Here is a 16,844-nt window from a genome sequence, read left to right on the forward strand (position 1 = left end):
CACTTAGGTCCCCTCGACCTGCTTCTTCGCGAGCGCTGCCGCTATCGCCGAGATCAACGGGCGCATGAAATAGTGGTCTTCCACCGGCGAGACGTCCGTGCGCAGGCCGTGCGCGGCGAGTTCGCCCGAAACTGCGGGTCCCACCGACGCGATCAGCGTCCGCTCCAAGCCCGTGCGCAACTTCGCCTCCCTGCCACCCGCCTTCGCGGCATCGATCAGGCGGCGGACCTGGCCGAGATTGGTCAGAGCGATGCAATCGATCCGCCCTTCCGCCATCTCGTCGATGGCCGTGATGATGTTGGCGTCCGCAGCCTGGGCGTCATAGGCATAAGGCAACACGGTATCGACCTCTGCACCTTGCGCGGCCAGCGCGCCGGTCAGCGCGCTGTGGTCCTTGTCGGGATAAAGCTGCAGGCCGAGGCGATGCGCGTTTAGATCGAGCTTGCCCAGCATCTCGATCACGCCTTCGGTGGTCGGCTTCTCCGTGGTCTGCTGCGCATCGAGACCGATTTCGCGCAGCGCCTTGCCCGGTTTCGGGCCGCGGGTGAATTTCCGCGACTTGGCGAGCGCCGCGATCAGGGCCTGGTCGAGGGCGCGCGCGCGGGCGAGCTTCATGATCCGCCGCAGGCCTTCGCCGGTCATCAGCACGAGGTCGTCGAATGGCTTATCGATGGCGCGGCGAATCCAGGCGTCGACCGGAGCCGGGTCCGGCGCATCCTGGATGGTGAACATCGGACATTGCACGACCTCGGCGCCTTGCTCGGCCAGGAGCTTTGAGAACTGCGCCTCCTCGCGGCTTTCCAGGATCAGGATGCGGGTGCCGCTCAAACGGTCGGCCATGGGCGTGCTCCGGTCAGTCAAACAAATTGCAATCGTCGATTCATCCTGACTCCGTCGTCGGGATTGGCGCAAGGGTCGCCCTGGTGCTAGAGCAGGGCGCAAATCGCGGGTCGTTCCGCGAAGCCTGCCCAAATCGTCATCACGAGCGGTTTCTTCAGAAGTCATGACCGATCATCAATACGTTCTGACCCTGTCCTGTCCGGATCGTCCCGGCATCGTCTCGGCGGTGTCGACCTTCCTGGCGAATTCCGGACAGAACATTCTCGATGCCCAGCAGTTCGACGACATCGAGACCGGGAAGTTCTTCATGCGCGTGGTGTTCACCGCGGCCGATCTCGCAGTGGAACTGTCCGCGCTGCAGACCGGCTTCGCTGCGATCGCCGAACGCTTCGGCATGGAGTGGCAGATGCGTGACCGTGCCGCGCATCGCAAGGTGATGCTGCTGGTGTCGAAGTCCGACCACTGCCTGGTCGACATCCTCTATCGCTGGCGCACCGGCGAATTGCCGATGACCTTGGCCGCGATCGTCTCCAACCACCCGCGCGAGGTCTATGAAGGGCTCGATTTCGGCGGTATCCCGTTCCATTATCTGCCTGTCACCAAGGAGACCAAGCGCGAGCAGGAGGCGCAGATCCTCGATCTCGTCACCAGTACCGGGACCGATCTCGTCGTGCTCGCTCGCTACATGCAGATCCTGTCGGATGATCTGTCGGCCAATCTGTCCGGCCGTTGCATCAACATCCATCACTCGTTCCTGCCGGGCTTCAAGGGCGCAAAGCCCTATCACCAGGCTCATGAGCGCGGCGTGAAGCTGATCGGCGCGACAGCCCATTACGTGACCCGCGATCTCGACGAGGGCCCGATCATCGACCAGGACGTCGAGCGCATCAGCCACCGCGATACGCCGGAAGACCTCGTCCGCAAGGGTCGCGACATCGAGCGCCGAGTGCTGGCGCGTGCGATCCGATATCACCTCGATGACCGCGTCATCCTCAACGGCCGCAAGACTGTGGTGTTCGTGGACTAGCGAATTGTGAGTGGCGAACTGAAAACGGGGCATGCTCGCCAATGCCTATCGCCATTCGCCCCGCTCAGCGTACCGCATCGCTCGAAGTGGTGCCCGTCGCGCCCTTCTGCGCCTGCTCTTCCTTCTCGCGATCCGCCGCAGGCATCAGCCGCTTGCGCTCGCGTTCCTTCATGTAGGCATCGTATTGCGGCGTGCCCGGGCGCGGCGGGGCGTCCGCCGGCAGGCCGCCGGCCCATTGCGGGACGTAGTCGCCCATGCCGGCCGAGAGCTTCTCGTTGACGGTGCCGCAGCCCGCAAGGCTCAGGGCCAGCAGGACGACTGCGGCAGCTATCGAAAACAGACGGAAGCGCATGAGCATTTTCTAGAGTGCGCGGTCGGGCGCAGGTGATGAGACGCGGGACAGAGCCCCGCGGCGGGACTCCCTTCAAGTGGTAAAATGGGCCAATTTCGAGGAGCGATTCAGGTGTATACAACCGAGGTATTATAATAGGACATTTTTGTCCTTGAGACGGCGATTGAATCGATTCTAGTATACATTGCGTATTCAGCCTCGGAGATTGGAGACGTGGGTATCTCGGACGCCGGAGCGGCCAAGCGTCTCGCGTGTTCAAATTCTGCAAGTGAGAGGCTGGAAACTCCATCCACATCGCGATGGGGATTCTTAGGATGCCAATAGGGTCGCGATCGGCTGGGGCGCGCATCTAGTTGGTTTTTCGTTGACAGGTCCATTTTATTTGTACAAGCGTACAAACCTCTGAGAGAGAATAAGATTCGGTAATTCAATACCGCAGATCATCTCCCCCTCTGCTGTCGTCGGTCCAGTCACGCGCTTGCGCCGAATGGTCGCCGAACGTCCGATTGACAGCGGGGTTGCAGAGGACGCCATGTGGCCGCGCTACATGGCTTGGTTGTGAGCTAGGGTGAGGCAAGAGCCGGGCACTCGGTTCAAGGCGAAAGAAAAAGGGGAGGGACATCTGATGTTCGAACGCAGGATTTTCTCACGGACCGCAGCAGCGGCCGCCATCGCGAGCCTGGCGGCCGTCGCGCCGGCCAAGGCGGAAGACACTGTCAAGGTCGGCATGATCCTGCCGATGACCGGGGGTCAGGCCTCGACCGGCAAGCAGATCGAGAACGCGATCAAGCTCTACATGCAGCAGAACGGCGACACCGTCGCCGGCAAGAAGATCGAGATCATCGTCAAGGACGACGCGGCGATCCCGGACAAGACCAAGACCGCGGCGCAGGAACTGATCGTCAACGACAAGGTCAATTTCATCGGCGGTTTCGGCGTGACGCCGGCGGCGCTCGCCGCCGCGCCCCTCGCGACGCAGGCCAAGATTCCGGAAGTCGTAATGGCGGCCGGTACCTCCATCATCACCGAGCGCTCCCCCTATATCGTTCGCACGAGCTTCACGCTGGCGCAGTCCTCGACCATCATCGGCGACTGGGCGGTGAAGAACGGCATCAAGAAGGTGGCGACGCTGACCTCGGACTACGCGCCGGGCAACGACGCGCTCAACTTCTTCAAGGAGCATTTCACCGCCGGTGGCGGCGAAGTGGTCGAAGAGGTCAAGACGCCGCTTGCCAACCCCGACTTCGCGCCGTTCCTGCAGCGCATGAAGGATGCCAAGCCTGACGCGATCTTCGTGTTCGTCCCGGCGGGCCAGGGCGGCAACTTCATGAAGCAATATGCCGAGCGCGGCCTCGACAAGGCCGGCATCAAGGTGATTGGCCCCGGCGACGTCACCGACGACGACCTGCTCAACAACATGGGCGATGCCGTGCTCGGCACCGTGACCGCGCATATCTACTCGGCCGCGCATCCCTCGCAGCTGAACAAGGACTTCGTCGCCGCCTACAAGAAGGCGTTCGGCAGCCGTCCGGGCTTCATGGCGGTGAGCGGCTATGACGGCATTCACCTGATCTACGCGGCGCTGAAAAAGACCAATGGCGACACGGATGGCACCAAGCTTGTCGAAGCCATGAAGGGTCAGAAGTGGGAGAGCCCGCGCGGTCCGATCTCGATCGATCCGGAGACGCGCGACATCATCCAGAACGTCTACATCCGCAAGGTCGAGAAGGTCGACGGCGAACTCTACAATGTCGAGTTCCAGACCTTCGAAGCCGTCAAGGATCTCGGCAAGACCAAGAAGTGACGCGCTCTTCCGACCTCTCCCGCTTGCGGGAGAGGTCGGCGCGAAGCGCCGGGTGAGGGCTTCCTCCTCTGGGAGTCTTCGTTGTTGAAGCGCCCTCTGCGCGGCCAGCGGGGAGGGGGTGCAGGACGGCAACAGGCCACACTTGAGATGATATTCGACGACCGATGACCTCAATCCTCACCAACCTGTTCGATGGCGTTGCCTACGGCATGCTGCTGTTCGTGCTCGCTTGCGGGCTTGCGGTCACGCTCGGCCTGATGAACTTCGTCAATCTCGCCCACGGCGCCTTCGCCATGGCCGGGGGGTATGTCTGCATGCTGCTGGTGAATCAGCACGGCTGGCCCTTCTTCGCGGCCTTGCCGCTTGCCTTCGTCTCGGCCGCGGCGATCGGCATCGTGCTCGAGCGCACGCTCTACCGGCACCTCTATGCGCGCAGCCATCTCGACCAGGTGCTGTTCACCATCGGCTTGACGTTCATGTCGGTCGCGGCCGTGGACTACATCCAGGGTTCATCGCGCGTGTTCATCAACCTGCCGGCCGCGCTGCAGGGGCAGTTCGACGTGTTCGGCGTCGGCATCGGCCGCTACAGGCTGATGATCATCGTGATCTGCGGCCTGCTCACCGTCGGCCTCCAGATGGTGCTGGCCAAGACCCGCTTCGGCAGCCGCCTTCGCGCCGCGGTCGATGATCCCCGTGCCGCGAGCGGCCTCGGCATCAACGTGCCGCAGGTGTTCGCCTTCACCTTTGCTTTCGGCTGCGGCCTTGCAGGCCTCGGCGGCGCGCTCAGCGCCGAAATCCTCGGCCTCGATCCGTATTTCCCGCTGAAGTTCATGATCTACTTCCTGATCGTGGTCACGGTCGGCGGCTCTTCCTCGATCACTGGACCATTTTTGGCCTCGCTCCTGCTCGGCATCGGCGACGTCGCCGGCAAATATTACGTTCCCAAGATGGGGCCCTTCGTGATCTACACCATGATGATCGTGATCCTGATCTGGCGCCCGAACGGCCTGTTCGGCCGCGCGGCCGCGCGTTGAGTCCGCCGATGAGCGCTTCGTCCGACGTCGCTTTCCACGCCCAGCGGCAGGCGCGCTGGCACTATGGCGAGGCGGCCTTCTGGCTTGTCGTGCTCGCCTGCGGCTTTCTGTTTCCCTCGCGCTATCTGATCATGACCGACATCCTGCGGCTGGCGCTGTTTGCGATGTCGCTCGATCTCATCCTCGGCTATGCCGGCATCGTTTCGCTCGGCCACGCCGCCTTCTTCGGCGTCGGCGCCTATGCGGCGGGATTGCTGGCGTTGCACGGCATCATCAATGAGCCTGTGCTGGCGCTGATCGCGGCGGGCCTCGCCGCAACGGTGCTCGGATTCGCGGCCAGCTTCCTGGTGATCCGCGGCGTCGACCTGACCCGCCTGATGGTGACGCTCGGCATCGCGCTGCTGCTGGAGGCGCTCGCTGAACGGTTCTCGAACATCACCGGCGGCACCGATGGTCTGCAGGGCATCGACATGCAGCCGATCCTCGGCCAGATCCCGTTCGACATGTTCGGCAAGGCCGGCTTCTTCTATTCGCTGGCTGTGCTGTTCGTGCTGTTCCTGCTCGCCCGCCGCATTGTGCACTCGCCGTTCGGCCTGTCGCTGCGCGCGATCAAGAACAATCCACTGCGTGCCGCCGCCATCGGCATCCCCGTCAACCGCCGCCTGATCGCGATCTATACGCTGGCCGCGTTCTATGCCGGCATCGCGGGCGCGCTCTTCACCCAGACCACGGCCATCGCCTCGCTCGACGTGTTCGCCTTCGAGCGCTCGGCCGATCTGATGCTGGTGCTCGTCATCGGCGGCACCGGCTATCTCTACGGCGGGCTGATCGGCGCGGTGATCTTCCGCATCCTTCAGGAAGTGTTCTCCACCATCACTCCGCAATATTGGCAATTCTGGATCGGCGTCGTGCTGGTCGTGATCGTGCTGGTCGGTCGCCAGCGCCTGCATTATGGCGCGTTGTACCTTCCTAACCTCCTGATCAAGCAGATTGGGGGCCGCAAGGCGATCGTGACCGTGCCGGAGAGCGACGCATGACGATTGCGCTGGAAACCCGAAATCTTGAAAAGACCTTTGGCGGCCTGCGCGTCACCCGGGACTTGTCGCTCAGGATCGAGCAGGGCGCCCGCCATGCACTGATCGGACCGAACGGCGCCGGCAAGACCACCGTCATCAACCAGCTCACCGGCGTGCTCAAGCCGAATTCCGGCCGCATCCTGCTCGAAGGCCAGGACATCACCGATCTGCCTGTGCACAGGCGCGTGCTGCGCGGTCTGTCCCGCACCTTCCAGATCAATCAGCTCTATGCTGATTTGACCCCGCTCGAGACCATCGGCCTCGCCGTTTCCGAACGCCACGGCCACGGCGGCGACTGGTGGCGGCGGATGGGGACGCGCAGCGACGTCAACGGCGAGATCGCCGACCTCCTGACGCGCTTCCACCTGCTCGACGTCATGAACGAGCAGACCGTGACGTTGCCCTACGGCAAGCAGCGCCTGCTCGAGATCGCGGTCGCCATTGCCGCCAAGCCGCGCGTGCTGCTGCTGGACGAGCCCGCCGCCGGCGTACCCGAGAGCGAGCGGCACGACATTCTCGCGGTGGTGGGCAGCCTGCCGCGCGACGTCACCGTGTTGCTGATCGAGCACGACATGGATCTCGTGTTCTCGTTTGCCGACCGCATTTCGGTACTGGTCTCCGGCGCCCTGCTGACGGAGGGGCCGCCCGACCAGGTCGCGCGTGATCCGCAAGTGAAGGCGGTCTATCTCGGCGAGGAGGCAGTCAATGTCTGACTTGCTCGCGATCGAGTCCCTGCGTGCCGGCTACGGAGAGGCCGTGGTGCTGCCCAACATGTCCTTGCGCCTTGCCGAAGGACAGGTACTGGCGCTGCTGGGACGCAACGGCACCGGCAAGACCACGCTGATCAACTCCGTCGTCGGCGTCACCCGCCGTTTCTCCGGCTCGGTCACGCTCGCCGGCACTGACGTCACGAGCTTGCGGCCCGACCAGCGGGCGCGTGCCGGAATCGGCTGGGTGCCGCAGGAGCGCAACATTTTCCGGTCGCTGACGGTGGAAGAGAACATGACCGCGGTGGCGCAGCCCGGTCCCTGGACCGTCGAAAAGGTCTATGAGATGTTCCCTCGGCTGAAGGAACGCCGCAGCAATTTCGGCAACCAGCTCTCCGGCGGCGAGCAGCAGATGCTGGCGATCGGCCGCGCGCTCACCCTCAATCCGAAGGTCCTGCTGCTGGACGAGCCGACCGAGGGCCTCGCCCCCATCATCGTCGAGGAGCTTCTGAAGGCAATCGGGGCCATCACCCGCGCGGGCGGCATTTGCTCGATCATCGTCGAGCAGAACGCGCAAAAGATTCTGGGGCTCGCCGACCGTGTTGTGATATTGGAGCGCGGAACGATCGTCCACGACGCCCCGAGCGCCGCGCTGAAAACCGACCCGTCGGTCCTGGAGCGCCATCTCGGCGTTGCAGGAGCGGCGGCCCATTAAGAAGCATCTTGGGAGTTAAGAAATGCTGCGAACCAAAGCCCCCTTCCGCGCCGACGAAGTCGGCAGCCTCCTGCGTCCCGCCAAGATCAAGGAAGCCCGCAGTCGGCTTGAGAAGGGCGAGATCTCGGCCGAGGATCTGCGCAAGATCGAGGACATGGAGATCGAGAAGGTCGTGCACAAGCAGGCCTCGGTGGGCCTGAAGCTCGCGACCGACGGCGAATTCCGCCGCTCCTGGTGGCATTTCGACTTCCTGGCCAAGCTCACCGGCTGCGAGCTATTCCACCCCGACACGGGCATCCAGTTCGCGGGCGTGCAGACCCGTCACGACGCGGTGCGGGTGATCGACAAGCTCGATTTCCCCGACGATCACCCGATGCTCGACCACTTCCGCTTCTTGAAGAAGGTCGCCGACCAGGCCCACGTCACCGCCAAGATGACGATCCCGTCGCCGGCGGTGCTGCACTTCCGTGGCGGCCGCAAGTCGATCTCCAAGGATGTCTATCCGGATCTCGACGCCTTTTATGAAGACCTCGGCAAGACCTACCGCAAGGCGGTCAAGGCGTTCTACGACGCCGGCTGCCGCTATCTGCAGTTCGACGACACCGTATGGGCATATCTCTGCTCGCCCGACGAGTTGCAGAAGGCCCGCGAGCGCGGCGACAATCCGGACGGTCTCCAGCAGATCTACGCCCGTATCATCAACTACGCGCTGGCCGAGAAACCTGCCGACATGGTGGTGACCACGCATGTCTGCCGCGGCAATTTCCGTTCGACCTGGATTTCCTCGGGCGGCTATGAGCCGGTGGCAGAGACCATGCTCGCGGGCACCAATTACGACGGCTACTTCCTCGAATACGACAGCGACCGCGCCGGCGGCTTCGAGCCGCTGCGCTTCCTGCCCAGGGGCAACAAGGTCGTCGTGGTCGGCGTCATCACCTCGAAGTTCGGCGAGCTCGAGAAGAAGGACGACATCAAGCGTCGTCTCGAAGAGGCTTCCAAGTTCGCGCCGCTGGAGCAGCTCGCGCTGTCGCCACAGTGCGGCTTTGCCTCCACGGAAGAGGGCAATATCCTCTCCGAGGAAGAGCAGTGGGCCAAGCTAAGCCTCGCGGTCGAGATAGCGAAGGAAGTTTGGGGCAATTAAGCTGCCTCGTGCTGCCGTCATGCCCCGCGAAAGGCGGGGCGTGACCGACGTATACCCATACGGGCGGCGTGACGTGAACGACGCCCGCTTTGCTCTCTATTGCCGTGCGGCAGCACAATTTGGCGCGACCGCTAACGGCTGTCATTCTCCACCATTAGTCTCCACGATTAGTCGGTAGGCCGCGGCGTCGTGTTATTCCGCGGCAGCGCGCGCGGGCTCGGCGGCATGTCGGGTCAGGGCGCTCACCACGATCAGCACGATGAAATTCACGATCAGCGCGACAATGCCGATGTTGAGGTCCTGGATCTCCGGCGGCAGCCACGGCAGCTTGTGGAAGTTCACGCCAGTCAAGCTGACGACGGCGACCGTGGCAACGCCGGCGATAATGCCCGCCATCGCGCCTTCGCGCGTCGCGGCGTTGCGTTGCGCGAGGCTGAGCACCAGCGATGGAAACAGCTGGGTGACCAGGCTGTACCCCATCAGCAGCAACGCCACGATGGTCTCTCCGCCCTTCAATGTGAAGAACACCGCAACCAGCGCCACCACCGGCACCAGCAGTTTTGCGAGCAGAGACACTCTTCGATCGTCAGCCGACGGGTCGAGGGCGCGGTAAAGATTGTTGGCGATCAAGGTCGCTGCAGTCATCAGGATCATCGATCCAGGTACCAGCGCAGTGAGCACACCGGTCGCACCGATCACCCCGACAAACCAGGGGTCGAATGTCTTCACCGAGAGCTTGAACAGCGCCAAATCGATGTTCGGGCCAGTGAGCCCCGGAACCTGAAGGATCGCTGCGAAGCCGACGAAGAACACGAACAACAGGATGAGCTGATATAGCGGCAGCACGATCGCGTTCTTGCGAATGACCCTGGCGCTCCTCGCCGTATAGATCGAGCCGAAGCTGTGCGGCCACATGTAGAACCCAAGCGCCGTGAGCAGCACGGTCGAGGAGAACCACCACAGGCTTTCACCGTGCGGCGGCAGCACGGCGAATCCGGGCTTCGCCTGCTCGATCGCCGAGAACATCGACGCGAGCCCGCCGTAGTAGTGATGGGGCAGGTAAATCCCGAGGAAGATGACGACGACGAGGATCAAGAGATCTTTGGCGACGGCAGTCCAGGCCGATCCGTGCACGCCCGAGACCATCACATAGGCTGCCACGACTATTGCGCCGGTCCAGATCGCGACGGTGGAGGAGATCGCCCCATAGCCGGCGACCTCGACGATGATACCGAGCCCCTTGAACTGAAGAACAAGGTAGGGGATCAGCGCCACGATATCGACGATCGCGACGATGACACCCAGAGTCGGGCTATCATATTTGCGCACGAAGAAGTCCGACTGGGAGTAGAGCCGGTGCTCCTTGGCATAGCGCCAGATCGGCGGCAGCATGAAATAGGACAGCACGTAGGCCAGCGTGCCATAAGCGAGAATGTAATAGGCTGGCGCACCCTTGCCATAGGCGTAGCCGCTGCCCCCGAGGAAGGTGAAGGTGGTGTAGATCTCTCCGGCGAGCAGCAGGAACACGAAAATCGCGCCGAAGCCGCGCCCGCCAACGGTCCACTCTTCCAGGTTCATGTTCTTGCCGCGACGGGCGAGAAAGCCCAGCGCGAGCGCCAACAGCGCGGCGGCGGCGATGAAGGGTAGCGCACCGTTCACGTCTCATCCCCCCGGTTGGCCGGATCAGCGGCGTAGATCACGGCCATGATGACTGACGTGATCAGGATCCACAGCACGATCCAGGCCAGCAGGAACGGCAGGCCGAGGATCAGCGGATCCACCCGGTTGACGAAGAACGGGCCGACAATCAGCGCGAGGAACGGGATAATGGCAATCCAGCGGATGTTGCGCATGGACAAAAGACTCTTGTTCCCGGTGAGAACAGATGCCTTTTGTGAAAGTTCCTGCCCGCTACCAATGGCTAAGAAAGCGTTCAGGCGGCTCTCGACCGGTCTCGCGCCGAATTGCTGGTGCCTCCTTGCTTGCCCTGACTCGGCAATTGGACGCGAGGTGCACGCTCACTTCTCCGCCAGATAGACCTCTCCCAGCAGCGACGAATTCGACCACGGCACCTGCTTGCTCTTCGTGGTCGACACCACCTCCGCCCGCACCCGCGTCAGCATCTGCTGGACTTCGAGGCCGGGCGTGCCGAGATGGCGGGAGAGCGCCGCGGAGAACGGTGAATTCGCGCCTTCGCCGTCGAGCGCCACCTGGCCTGGCGCCGTTGCGAATGCGATCAGCGTGCCGGCCCCTAACGTCGCGCCGGAGCCGAGGCTCGACGGCGCGGCAAGGCCAGGTGCGGCTTCGAGGCCGCGGCTGTTGCCGCTTGCCGTCTGCTGCGCCATTGGATTGTTACGGCAGGCATCGAAGATCAGGATGTTGGTGCGGACCTGGTCGTCGAGGCCGGCCAGGATCGTGTCCATGTCGATCATCGCATCCGTCATGCTCGTGCCGGGCTTCAGCTCGACGTCGACGGGAATGAGATAGTTGCGGGCATCGACCTGCACGCCGTGGCCGGCATAATAGACCAGGGCTACTTGCGCCCGCGACGCCTCACGCAAGAAATCGCGCGTCATCTTCTGCATCGCTGCGCGGTCGAGGTCGATGCCCTCCGAGACGGTGAAGCCGACGTCGCGCAGGCTTTTCGCAACGGCGCGTGCGTCGTTGGGCGGATTGGGCAACGCCTTCACATGGGCGTAGGCGCCGTTGCCGATGACAAGTGCCATGCGGATGCCGCGAGCGGCAGGCGAAGGCGAGGACGCAGGCGAGAGTGGAGGCTTTGCCTCCGTCTGCTGTGGAGGAGGAGCCGCCGTCGGCGAGGGCGCCTCCTGCGGGATCGGCGCGGCGGCGTCCGTCACCAGCGACAGCCTCACTCTTGCGGTGGCCTGGTTGGCCTTGCTGCCGGCATCGGAGGCCACGATCGCAAGCGTGGCGTTGTAGTCGTCTTTTGCGTGCGCGTAGTCGCCCTTGGCTTCGTAGGCCAGGGCGCGATTTGTATAGGCGGAGATCAGCACGCTGTTCGGCGGCGTCATGACGTTGACCGGCGGCTTGTCCTTGGCGAGCCGGATCGCAGCGCTGCCGTCGGCAATGGCGCGATCGAGATCGCCTCTGGCGCGCCAGATCGCGGTACGGTTGATCAGCGGCTGCGGCAGCGTCGGATCGAGCCGGATCGCCTGGTTGATGTCGGTGAGCGCTCCGTCGAGGTCGCCGAGCGCCTCCTTTGCGATGCCACGGTTCTGGAACGAGAACGCCGATCTCGGATCTGATTTGATCGACATATCGTAATCGGCGATCGCCTTGGCGTAGTCGCCTTTGCCGCGCCAGGCATTACCGCGGTTGTGGAAGATGATGCCGCTTGGCGGCCCGATCTTCAGCGCATCGTCGAAATCCGCGATCGCGATGTCGTAGTCGCCCTTGTCGTAATAGGCCGAGCCCCTGAGATTGTAGACCGCCTGGCCCGGCTGAAGCCGGATCGCTTCCGTGGTGTCGGCAATGACCTTGGCGTAGTCGCCTTTCTTGTTCCAGGCTACGGCGCGCCAGAAATAGACGGTCGCGAGCTGCGCGCCCTTGAAAACCTTCAGCGCGATGATTTTGCTGCAGGCGTCGACCATCTGGTCGGCTGGCGTGGTCTCGGTGGTGCAGAGCGGGCCCAACTGGCCGCGCGACTGAGCTGATGCAGGTGCGGACCAAAGGGGTGCGGCGAGCAAGGCGAGCGCGATGAGCTGGCGGCGCATGGGCGGTGATTCCCGAGGAGAAGTGCATGTTTGTTGCCCGGTGACCCACTGGGGTTCACGCCCGCGTCGTAGGACCTGGGGTGAAGCAGCCAACGGTATTCCCTGAGTGGGCAGAAGCTGCTAGGAAGCGGGTCCCAACTTTTCTGCCCACTCTTGTCCCATCCATGAAAAACGACGAAATCCTGAGCCAAATCACCGAGTTCTGCCGCAAGGCGGACATGGCGGAATCGACGTTTGGCCGGCGTGCGGTGAACGATGGGAAGCTCGTGCACCGGCTGCGCGAGGGCAAGCGCATCACGATCGATACGCTGGAGCGGATCCAGGCCTATATGGCGGCCTCCATGACCGGCGGCATGCCGCCGCCGCGGGGACTGCAGGTACCCCCGGAAAAGCGCGATCCACGCGGCAATTTCCGCTTCTTCGAGAACCGGCAGAAATACCTGCTGTTCGTCCACACCTGCAGCGAGAAGCGGGTGATCGCAGACCGGGTGGCACTCGAGCTATCCACCATCCATCCGCGCCCGCCGGCGCTGCGCATTTTCGACGCGGGCGTCGGAGACGGCACGGTGCTGGCGCGGGTGCTGCGCGCCACGCATCAGCGTTACCCGCACATGCCGTTCTATGTCGCCGGCAAGGAGCTCAGTCTCGAGGATCTGCGCCTGACGCTGGAGAAGGTCCCGGACCGCATTTTCGAGCATCCGGCATCGGTTTTCGTCTTCACAAACATGTTCTACTCGGAGGCGCCGTGGCTGACGCCGGCGTCGCCGGCAGCAGCAGCTGCCACCGTCTGGCACGAGGTCCCGCTGCGCGGCGCGTCGTCAGGCGAATTCGAGCAGCAGATCGCGGAGCTCAGGCCATTCCTGGAGCAGAACTGGCGCGCAGCCATCAGCCCGCGCACGGCCATGCCGCTCTATGAGCGGCCCGTCGTGCTCGTGCTCTACCGCGACGACCACAGGTTTTTGCTCGATTCGACGATTCCGCGGCCGGGCCAGACCGAGGCCAATTTCGACCTGGTGATCGCATCGCAGCCATACCGGGCTCTTTCATCAGTCAATTTCCGGGCCAAGCGGATCATTGCACCACTGGCCAAGGCCTTGCGGCCGGGTGGCCGCCTGATCGGTATTCACTCCCATGGTCACGATCCAGGAATGGAAATGATCCAGGCGATCTGGCCCGGAGAAAATCCTTTCTCGGTCAGCCGCCATGAGCTATTGCGCGCCGTTAAGTATGAGCTTGGGTCGTTGGGCCGCGACTTAAATTTTAATGCCTACGCGGATAACCGTTCGATCTTCAGGTATGATATGGAAGCGCTGCCCAACGAGGTAACGGGTACTATCGGAACCTCGACAGCCTTTGCAGCGTGGAATGCGGCGGTGTATGTCGCTCAGATTGAGGACGACCGGTTGACAGATATGACTCAAAACGGCCGCACTCTGGATGCCGCCAGGGATGTGCTGCGAAAGTACAACGGGCTCTGGTTTCTCGACGAATCCTACGTCATCTCGCGCCGGCGTGATTGACATAATCCAACGGTAAACATCGCAAACGAACCGCCGAGAGCGGCGGGACAAGGGGTTACTGATGCGCGCGTCCTATCTCTTCACCAGCGAGTCCGTGTCCGAAGGCCATCCGGACAAGGTCTGCGACCGGATTTCCGACGAAATCGTCGACCTGTTCTACCGCGAAGGGCCGAAAGCCGGCATTGACCCGTGGCAGATCCGCGCCGCCTGCGAGACGCTCGCGACCACCAACAAGGTCGTGATCGCGGGCGAGACCCGTGGCCCGAAGTCGGTCAGCAATGAGCAGATCGAGAGCGTCGTGCGCGACGCCATCAAGGACATCGGCTACGAGCAGGACGGCTTCCACTGGGAAAAGGCCGACATCGAGATCCTGCTGCATCCGCAGTCAGCCGACATTGCCCAGGGCGTCGACGCGCTCCAGCCGGGCGAAGTCAAGGAGGAGGGCGCTGGCGACCAGGGCATCATGTTCGGTTACGCCACCAATGAGACGCCCGACCTGATGCCGGCGCCGATCTTCTATGCCCACAAGATCCTCCGCCTCATCTCGGAAGCCCGTCACTCCGGCAAGGAGAAGGTGCTCGGTCCTGATTCCAAGAGCCAGGTCACCGTGCAGTACGAGAACGGCAAGCCCGTCGGCGTGCGCGAGATCGTGGTGTCGCACCAGCATCTGGTCGAGGACATCTCGTCCAAGCAGATCCGCGACATCGTCGAGCCCTATGTGCGGGAGGCGCTGCCGAAGGACTGGATCACGCCGAAGACCATCTGGCACATCAACCCGACCGGCAAGTTCTTCATCGGCGGCCCCGACGGCGACTCCGGTCTGACCGGCCGCAAGATCATCGTCGACACTTACGGTGGCGCGGCTCCGCACGGCGGCGGCGCGTTCTCCGGCAAGGATCCGACCAAGGTCGACCGTTCGGCGGCCTATGCTGCGCGTTACGTCGCCAAGAACATCGTTGCGGCTGGTCTCGCCGACCGCTGCACGCTGCAGCTGGCTTATGCCATCGGCGTGGCGCGTCCCCTGTCGATCTACATCGACACCCACGGCACCGGTAAAGTGTCCGAGGATCAGCTCGAGAAGGCCGCCGCGAAGGCGATGGACCTCACCCCGCGCGGCATCCGCAGCCATCTCGATCTCAACCGCCCGATCTACGCGCGCACGTCGGCTTATGGCCATTTCGGCCGCACGCCCGACAACGAGGGCGGCTTCTCCTGGGAGAAGACCGATCTCGTCGAAGCGCTCAAGCGCGCTGTCTGATTTTGTGCGTCCTCCCGGGTTCGCTCGCGACAGGCAAACGAACCCGGGATTCCCATCATCAAATCGAGAATCTCAGGTGCGCAACTGCGCACCGTAGTTCGCCTCGTCGAGGCGCCCGGAATGACCAATACAACAACAGGACACTCGCAATGAACGCGAAGCCCGGCTTTACCGATTACATCGTCAAGGACATTTCGCTCGCCGATTTCGGCCGCAAGGAACTCTCGCTCGCCGAGACCGAGATGCCCGGCCTGATGGCCACCCGCGAGGAGTACGGCCCGAAGCAGCCGCTGAAGGGGGCGCGCATCGCAGGCTCCCTGCACATGACCATTCAGACCGGCGTGCTGATCGAGACGCTGGCAGCGCTCGGCGCCGACATCCGCTGGGTCTCATGCAACATCTATTCGACACAGGACCACGCTGCTGCCGCGATCGCGGCCGCCGGCATTCCGGTGTTCGCCGTCAAGGGTGAGACGCTGAAGGATTACTGGGACTACACCGCCAAGCTGTTCGACTGGCACGGCGGCGGTCACCCGAACATGATCCTCGACGACGGCGGCGACGCCACCATGTACGTCCATCTCGGTCTGCGCGCCGAGAAGGGCGACACGGCGTTCCTGGACAAGCCGGGCTCGGAAGAAGAGGAAGTCTTCTTCGCGCTGCTGAAGAAGCAGCTCAAGGAAAAGCCGAAGGGCTACTTCGCGGGAATCGCCGAGAGCATCAAGGGCGTTTCCGAAGAGACCACCACGGGCGTGCATCGGCTTTATGACATGCAGAAGGCCGGCACGCTGCTGTGGCCGGCGATCAACGTCAACGACAGCGTGACCAAGTCGAAGTTCGACAATCTCTATGGCTGCCGTGAATCGCTGGTCGACGGCATCCGCCGCGGCACCGACGTGATGATGTCGGGCAAGATCGCGATGGTCGCGGGCTTCGGCGACGTCGGCAAGGGCTCGGCGGCTTCGCTGCGCCAGGCCGGCTGTCGCGTCATGGTGTCAGAAGTCGATCCGATCTGCGCGCTGCAGGCTTCGATGGAGGGCTATGAGGTCACGACCATGGAAGATGCCGCGCCCCGCGCCGACATCTTCGTCACCGCGACCGGCAACAAGGACATCATCACCATCGAGCACATGCGCGCGATGAAGGATCGCGCCATCGTCTGCAACATCGGTCACTTCGACAACGAGATCCAGATCGCGTCCCTGCGCAATCTGAAGTGGACCAACATCAAGCCTCAGGTCGACGAGATCGAATTCCCCGACAAGCACCGCATCATCCTGCTGTCGGAGGGGCGTCTGGTGAACCTCGGCAATGCGATGGGCCATCCGTCCTTCGTGATGTCGGCCTCCTTCACCAACCAGACGCTGGCGCAGATCGAGCTGTTCGCCAACAACAAGGACGGCAAGTACAAGAAGGAAGTCTATGTGCTGCCGAAGACGCTCGACGAGAAGGTCGCGCGCCTGCATCTCGCCAAGATCGGCGTCAAGCTGACCGAGCTGCGCAAGGACCAGGCGGACTACATCGGCGTCAAGCAGGAAGGCCCGTACAAGAGCGATCACTATCGCTACTGAGCCGATCGCCTCAAGACATCAGAAGCCCCGGAGCGATCCGGGGCTTTTCTGTTTGTGGGCTGGAG

Annotated in this window: 15 protein-coding genes; 10 read left to right on the forward strand and 5 right to left on the reverse strand. The window is 63.1% G+C overall.

Annotated elements, in window-relative coordinates:
• Positions 1-3: 3 nt before the first annotated feature.
• On the reverse strand, positions 4-840 hold the full coding sequence (locus tag ACVWZ4_RS23545) for a uroporphyrinogen-III synthase (RefSeq protein ID WP_456704625.1): 837 nt from the start codon (positions 838-840) through the stop codon (positions 4-6).
• A 163-nt stretch (positions 841-1,003) separates the two neighbouring features.
• Between ACVWZ4_RS23545 and purU the strand changes: the two genes are divergently transcribed.
• Positions 1,004-1,867, forward strand: a complete 864-nt coding sequence (gene purU / locus ACVWZ4_RS23550) for a formyltetrahydrofolate deformylase (protein WP_456704624.1) — start codon at positions 1,004-1,006, stop codon at positions 1,865-1,867.
• A 64-nt stretch (positions 1,868-1,931) separates the two neighbouring features.
• On the opposite strand, the gene ACVWZ4_RS23555 is transcribed toward purU, so the two are convergent.
• Positions 1,932-2,225, reverse strand: a complete 294-nt coding sequence (locus ACVWZ4_RS23555) for a hypothetical protein (protein WP_456704623.1) — start codon at positions 2,223-2,225, stop codon at positions 1,932-1,934.
• Between the two features lie 619 nt (positions 2,226-2,844).
• On the opposite strand from ACVWZ4_RS23555, the gene ACVWZ4_RS23560 reads away from it, so the two are divergent.
• The 6 genes from ACVWZ4_RS23560 (at position 2,845) to ACVWZ4_RS23585 (ending at position 8,696) form a co-directional block, all read left to right on the forward strand.
• Positions 2,845-4,023 carry an ABC transporter substrate-binding protein gene (locus tag ACVWZ4_RS23560; protein ID WP_456704622.1) on the forward strand — a complete coding sequence of 393 codons (1,179 nt, stop codon included), beginning with the start codon at positions 2,845-2,847 and terminating at the stop codon, positions 4,021-4,023.
• 164 nt (positions 4,024-4,187) lie between these two features.
• Complete coding sequence (locus ACVWZ4_RS23565) at positions 4,188-5,057, forward strand: branched-chain amino acid ABC transporter permease (protein ID WP_456704621.1); 870 nt, start codon at positions 4,188-4,190, stop codon at positions 5,055-5,057.
• 8 nt (positions 5,058-5,065) lie between these two features.
• Positions 5,066-6,094 (forward strand): branched-chain amino acid ABC transporter permease, encoded by a 1,029-nt coding sequence (locus ACVWZ4_RS23570; RefSeq protein ID WP_456704620.1) that lies wholly within the window; start codon positions 5,066-5,068, stop codon positions 6,092-6,094.
• Positions 6,091-6,846, forward strand: a complete 756-nt coding sequence (locus ACVWZ4_RS23575; protein WP_456741333.1) for an ABC transporter ATP-binding protein — start codon at positions 6,091-6,093, stop codon at positions 6,844-6,846. Before ACVWZ4_RS23570 ends, ACVWZ4_RS23575 begins: the two co-directional genes overlap by 4 nt.
• Positions 6,839-7,555, forward strand: a complete 717-nt coding sequence (locus ACVWZ4_RS23580) for an ABC transporter ATP-binding protein (RefSeq protein WP_456741334.1) — start codon at positions 6,839-6,841, stop codon at positions 7,553-7,555. Before ACVWZ4_RS23575 ends, ACVWZ4_RS23580 begins: the two co-directional genes overlap by 8 nt.
• Before the next feature lie 22 nt (positions 7,556-7,577).
• Positions 7,578-8,696 carry a cobalamin-independent methionine synthase II family protein gene (locus tag ACVWZ4_RS23585; RefSeq protein ID WP_456704617.1) on the forward strand — a complete coding sequence of 373 codons (1,119 nt, stop codon included), beginning with the start codon at positions 7,578-7,580 and terminating at the stop codon, positions 8,694-8,696.
• A 192-nt stretch (positions 8,697-8,888) separates the two neighbouring features.
• On the opposite strand, the gene ACVWZ4_RS23590 is transcribed toward ACVWZ4_RS23585, so the two are convergent.
• The 3 genes from ACVWZ4_RS23590 to ACVWZ4_RS23600 form a co-directional block, all read right to left on the reverse strand.
• Positions 8,889-10,355 carry a sodium:solute symporter family protein gene (locus tag ACVWZ4_RS23590; RefSeq protein WP_456763714.1) on the reverse strand — a complete coding sequence of 489 codons (1,467 nt, stop codon included), beginning with the start codon at positions 10,353-10,355 and terminating at the stop codon, positions 8,889-8,891.
• Positions 10,352-10,549, reverse strand: coding sequence for a DUF3311 domain-containing protein (locus ACVWZ4_RS23595; RefSeq protein ID WP_456704615.1), 198 nt, complete (start codon positions 10,547-10,549; stop codon positions 10,352-10,354). Before ACVWZ4_RS23595 ends, ACVWZ4_RS23590 begins: the two co-directional genes overlap by 4 nt.
• Before the next feature lie 165 nt (positions 10,550-10,714).
• Entirely contained in the window at positions 10,715-12,430 is a 1,716-nt protein-coding gene (locus ACVWZ4_RS23600; RefSeq protein WP_456741335.1) for a caspase family protein, read from the reverse strand.
• Positions 12,431-12,594: 164 nt separating this feature from the next.
• Here ACVWZ4_RS23600 and ACVWZ4_RS23605 point away from each other — a divergent pair, with 164 nt between their 5' ends.
• The 3 genes from ACVWZ4_RS23605 to ahcY all read left to right on the forward strand — a co-directional run bounded on the left by ACVWZ4_RS23605 (position 12,595) and on the right by ahcY (position 16,779).
• The gene (locus ACVWZ4_RS23605) at positions 12,595-13,950 is read left to right on the forward strand and encodes a hypothetical protein (protein WP_456704613.1); all 1,356 of its coding nucleotides are present in this window, start codon (positions 12,595-12,597) and stop codon (positions 13,948-13,950) included.
• Positions 13,951-14,011: 61 nt separating this feature from the next.
• Complete coding sequence (gene metK / locus ACVWZ4_RS23610) at positions 14,012-15,208, forward strand: methionine adenosyltransferase (RefSeq protein ID WP_456735724.1); 1,197 nt, start codon at positions 14,012-14,014, stop codon at positions 15,206-15,208.
• Positions 15,209-15,357: 149 nt separating this feature from the next.
• Positions 15,358-16,779: an adenosylhomocysteinase gene (gene ahcY / locus ACVWZ4_RS23615; protein WP_456738718.1), complete on the forward strand. Its 1,422-nt coding sequence runs from the start codon at positions 15,358-15,360 to the stop codon at positions 16,777-16,779.
• Positions 16,780-16,844 lie beyond the last annotated feature (65 nt).

This window comes from Bradyrhizobium sp. USDA 4472 (genome assembly GCF_054058595.1).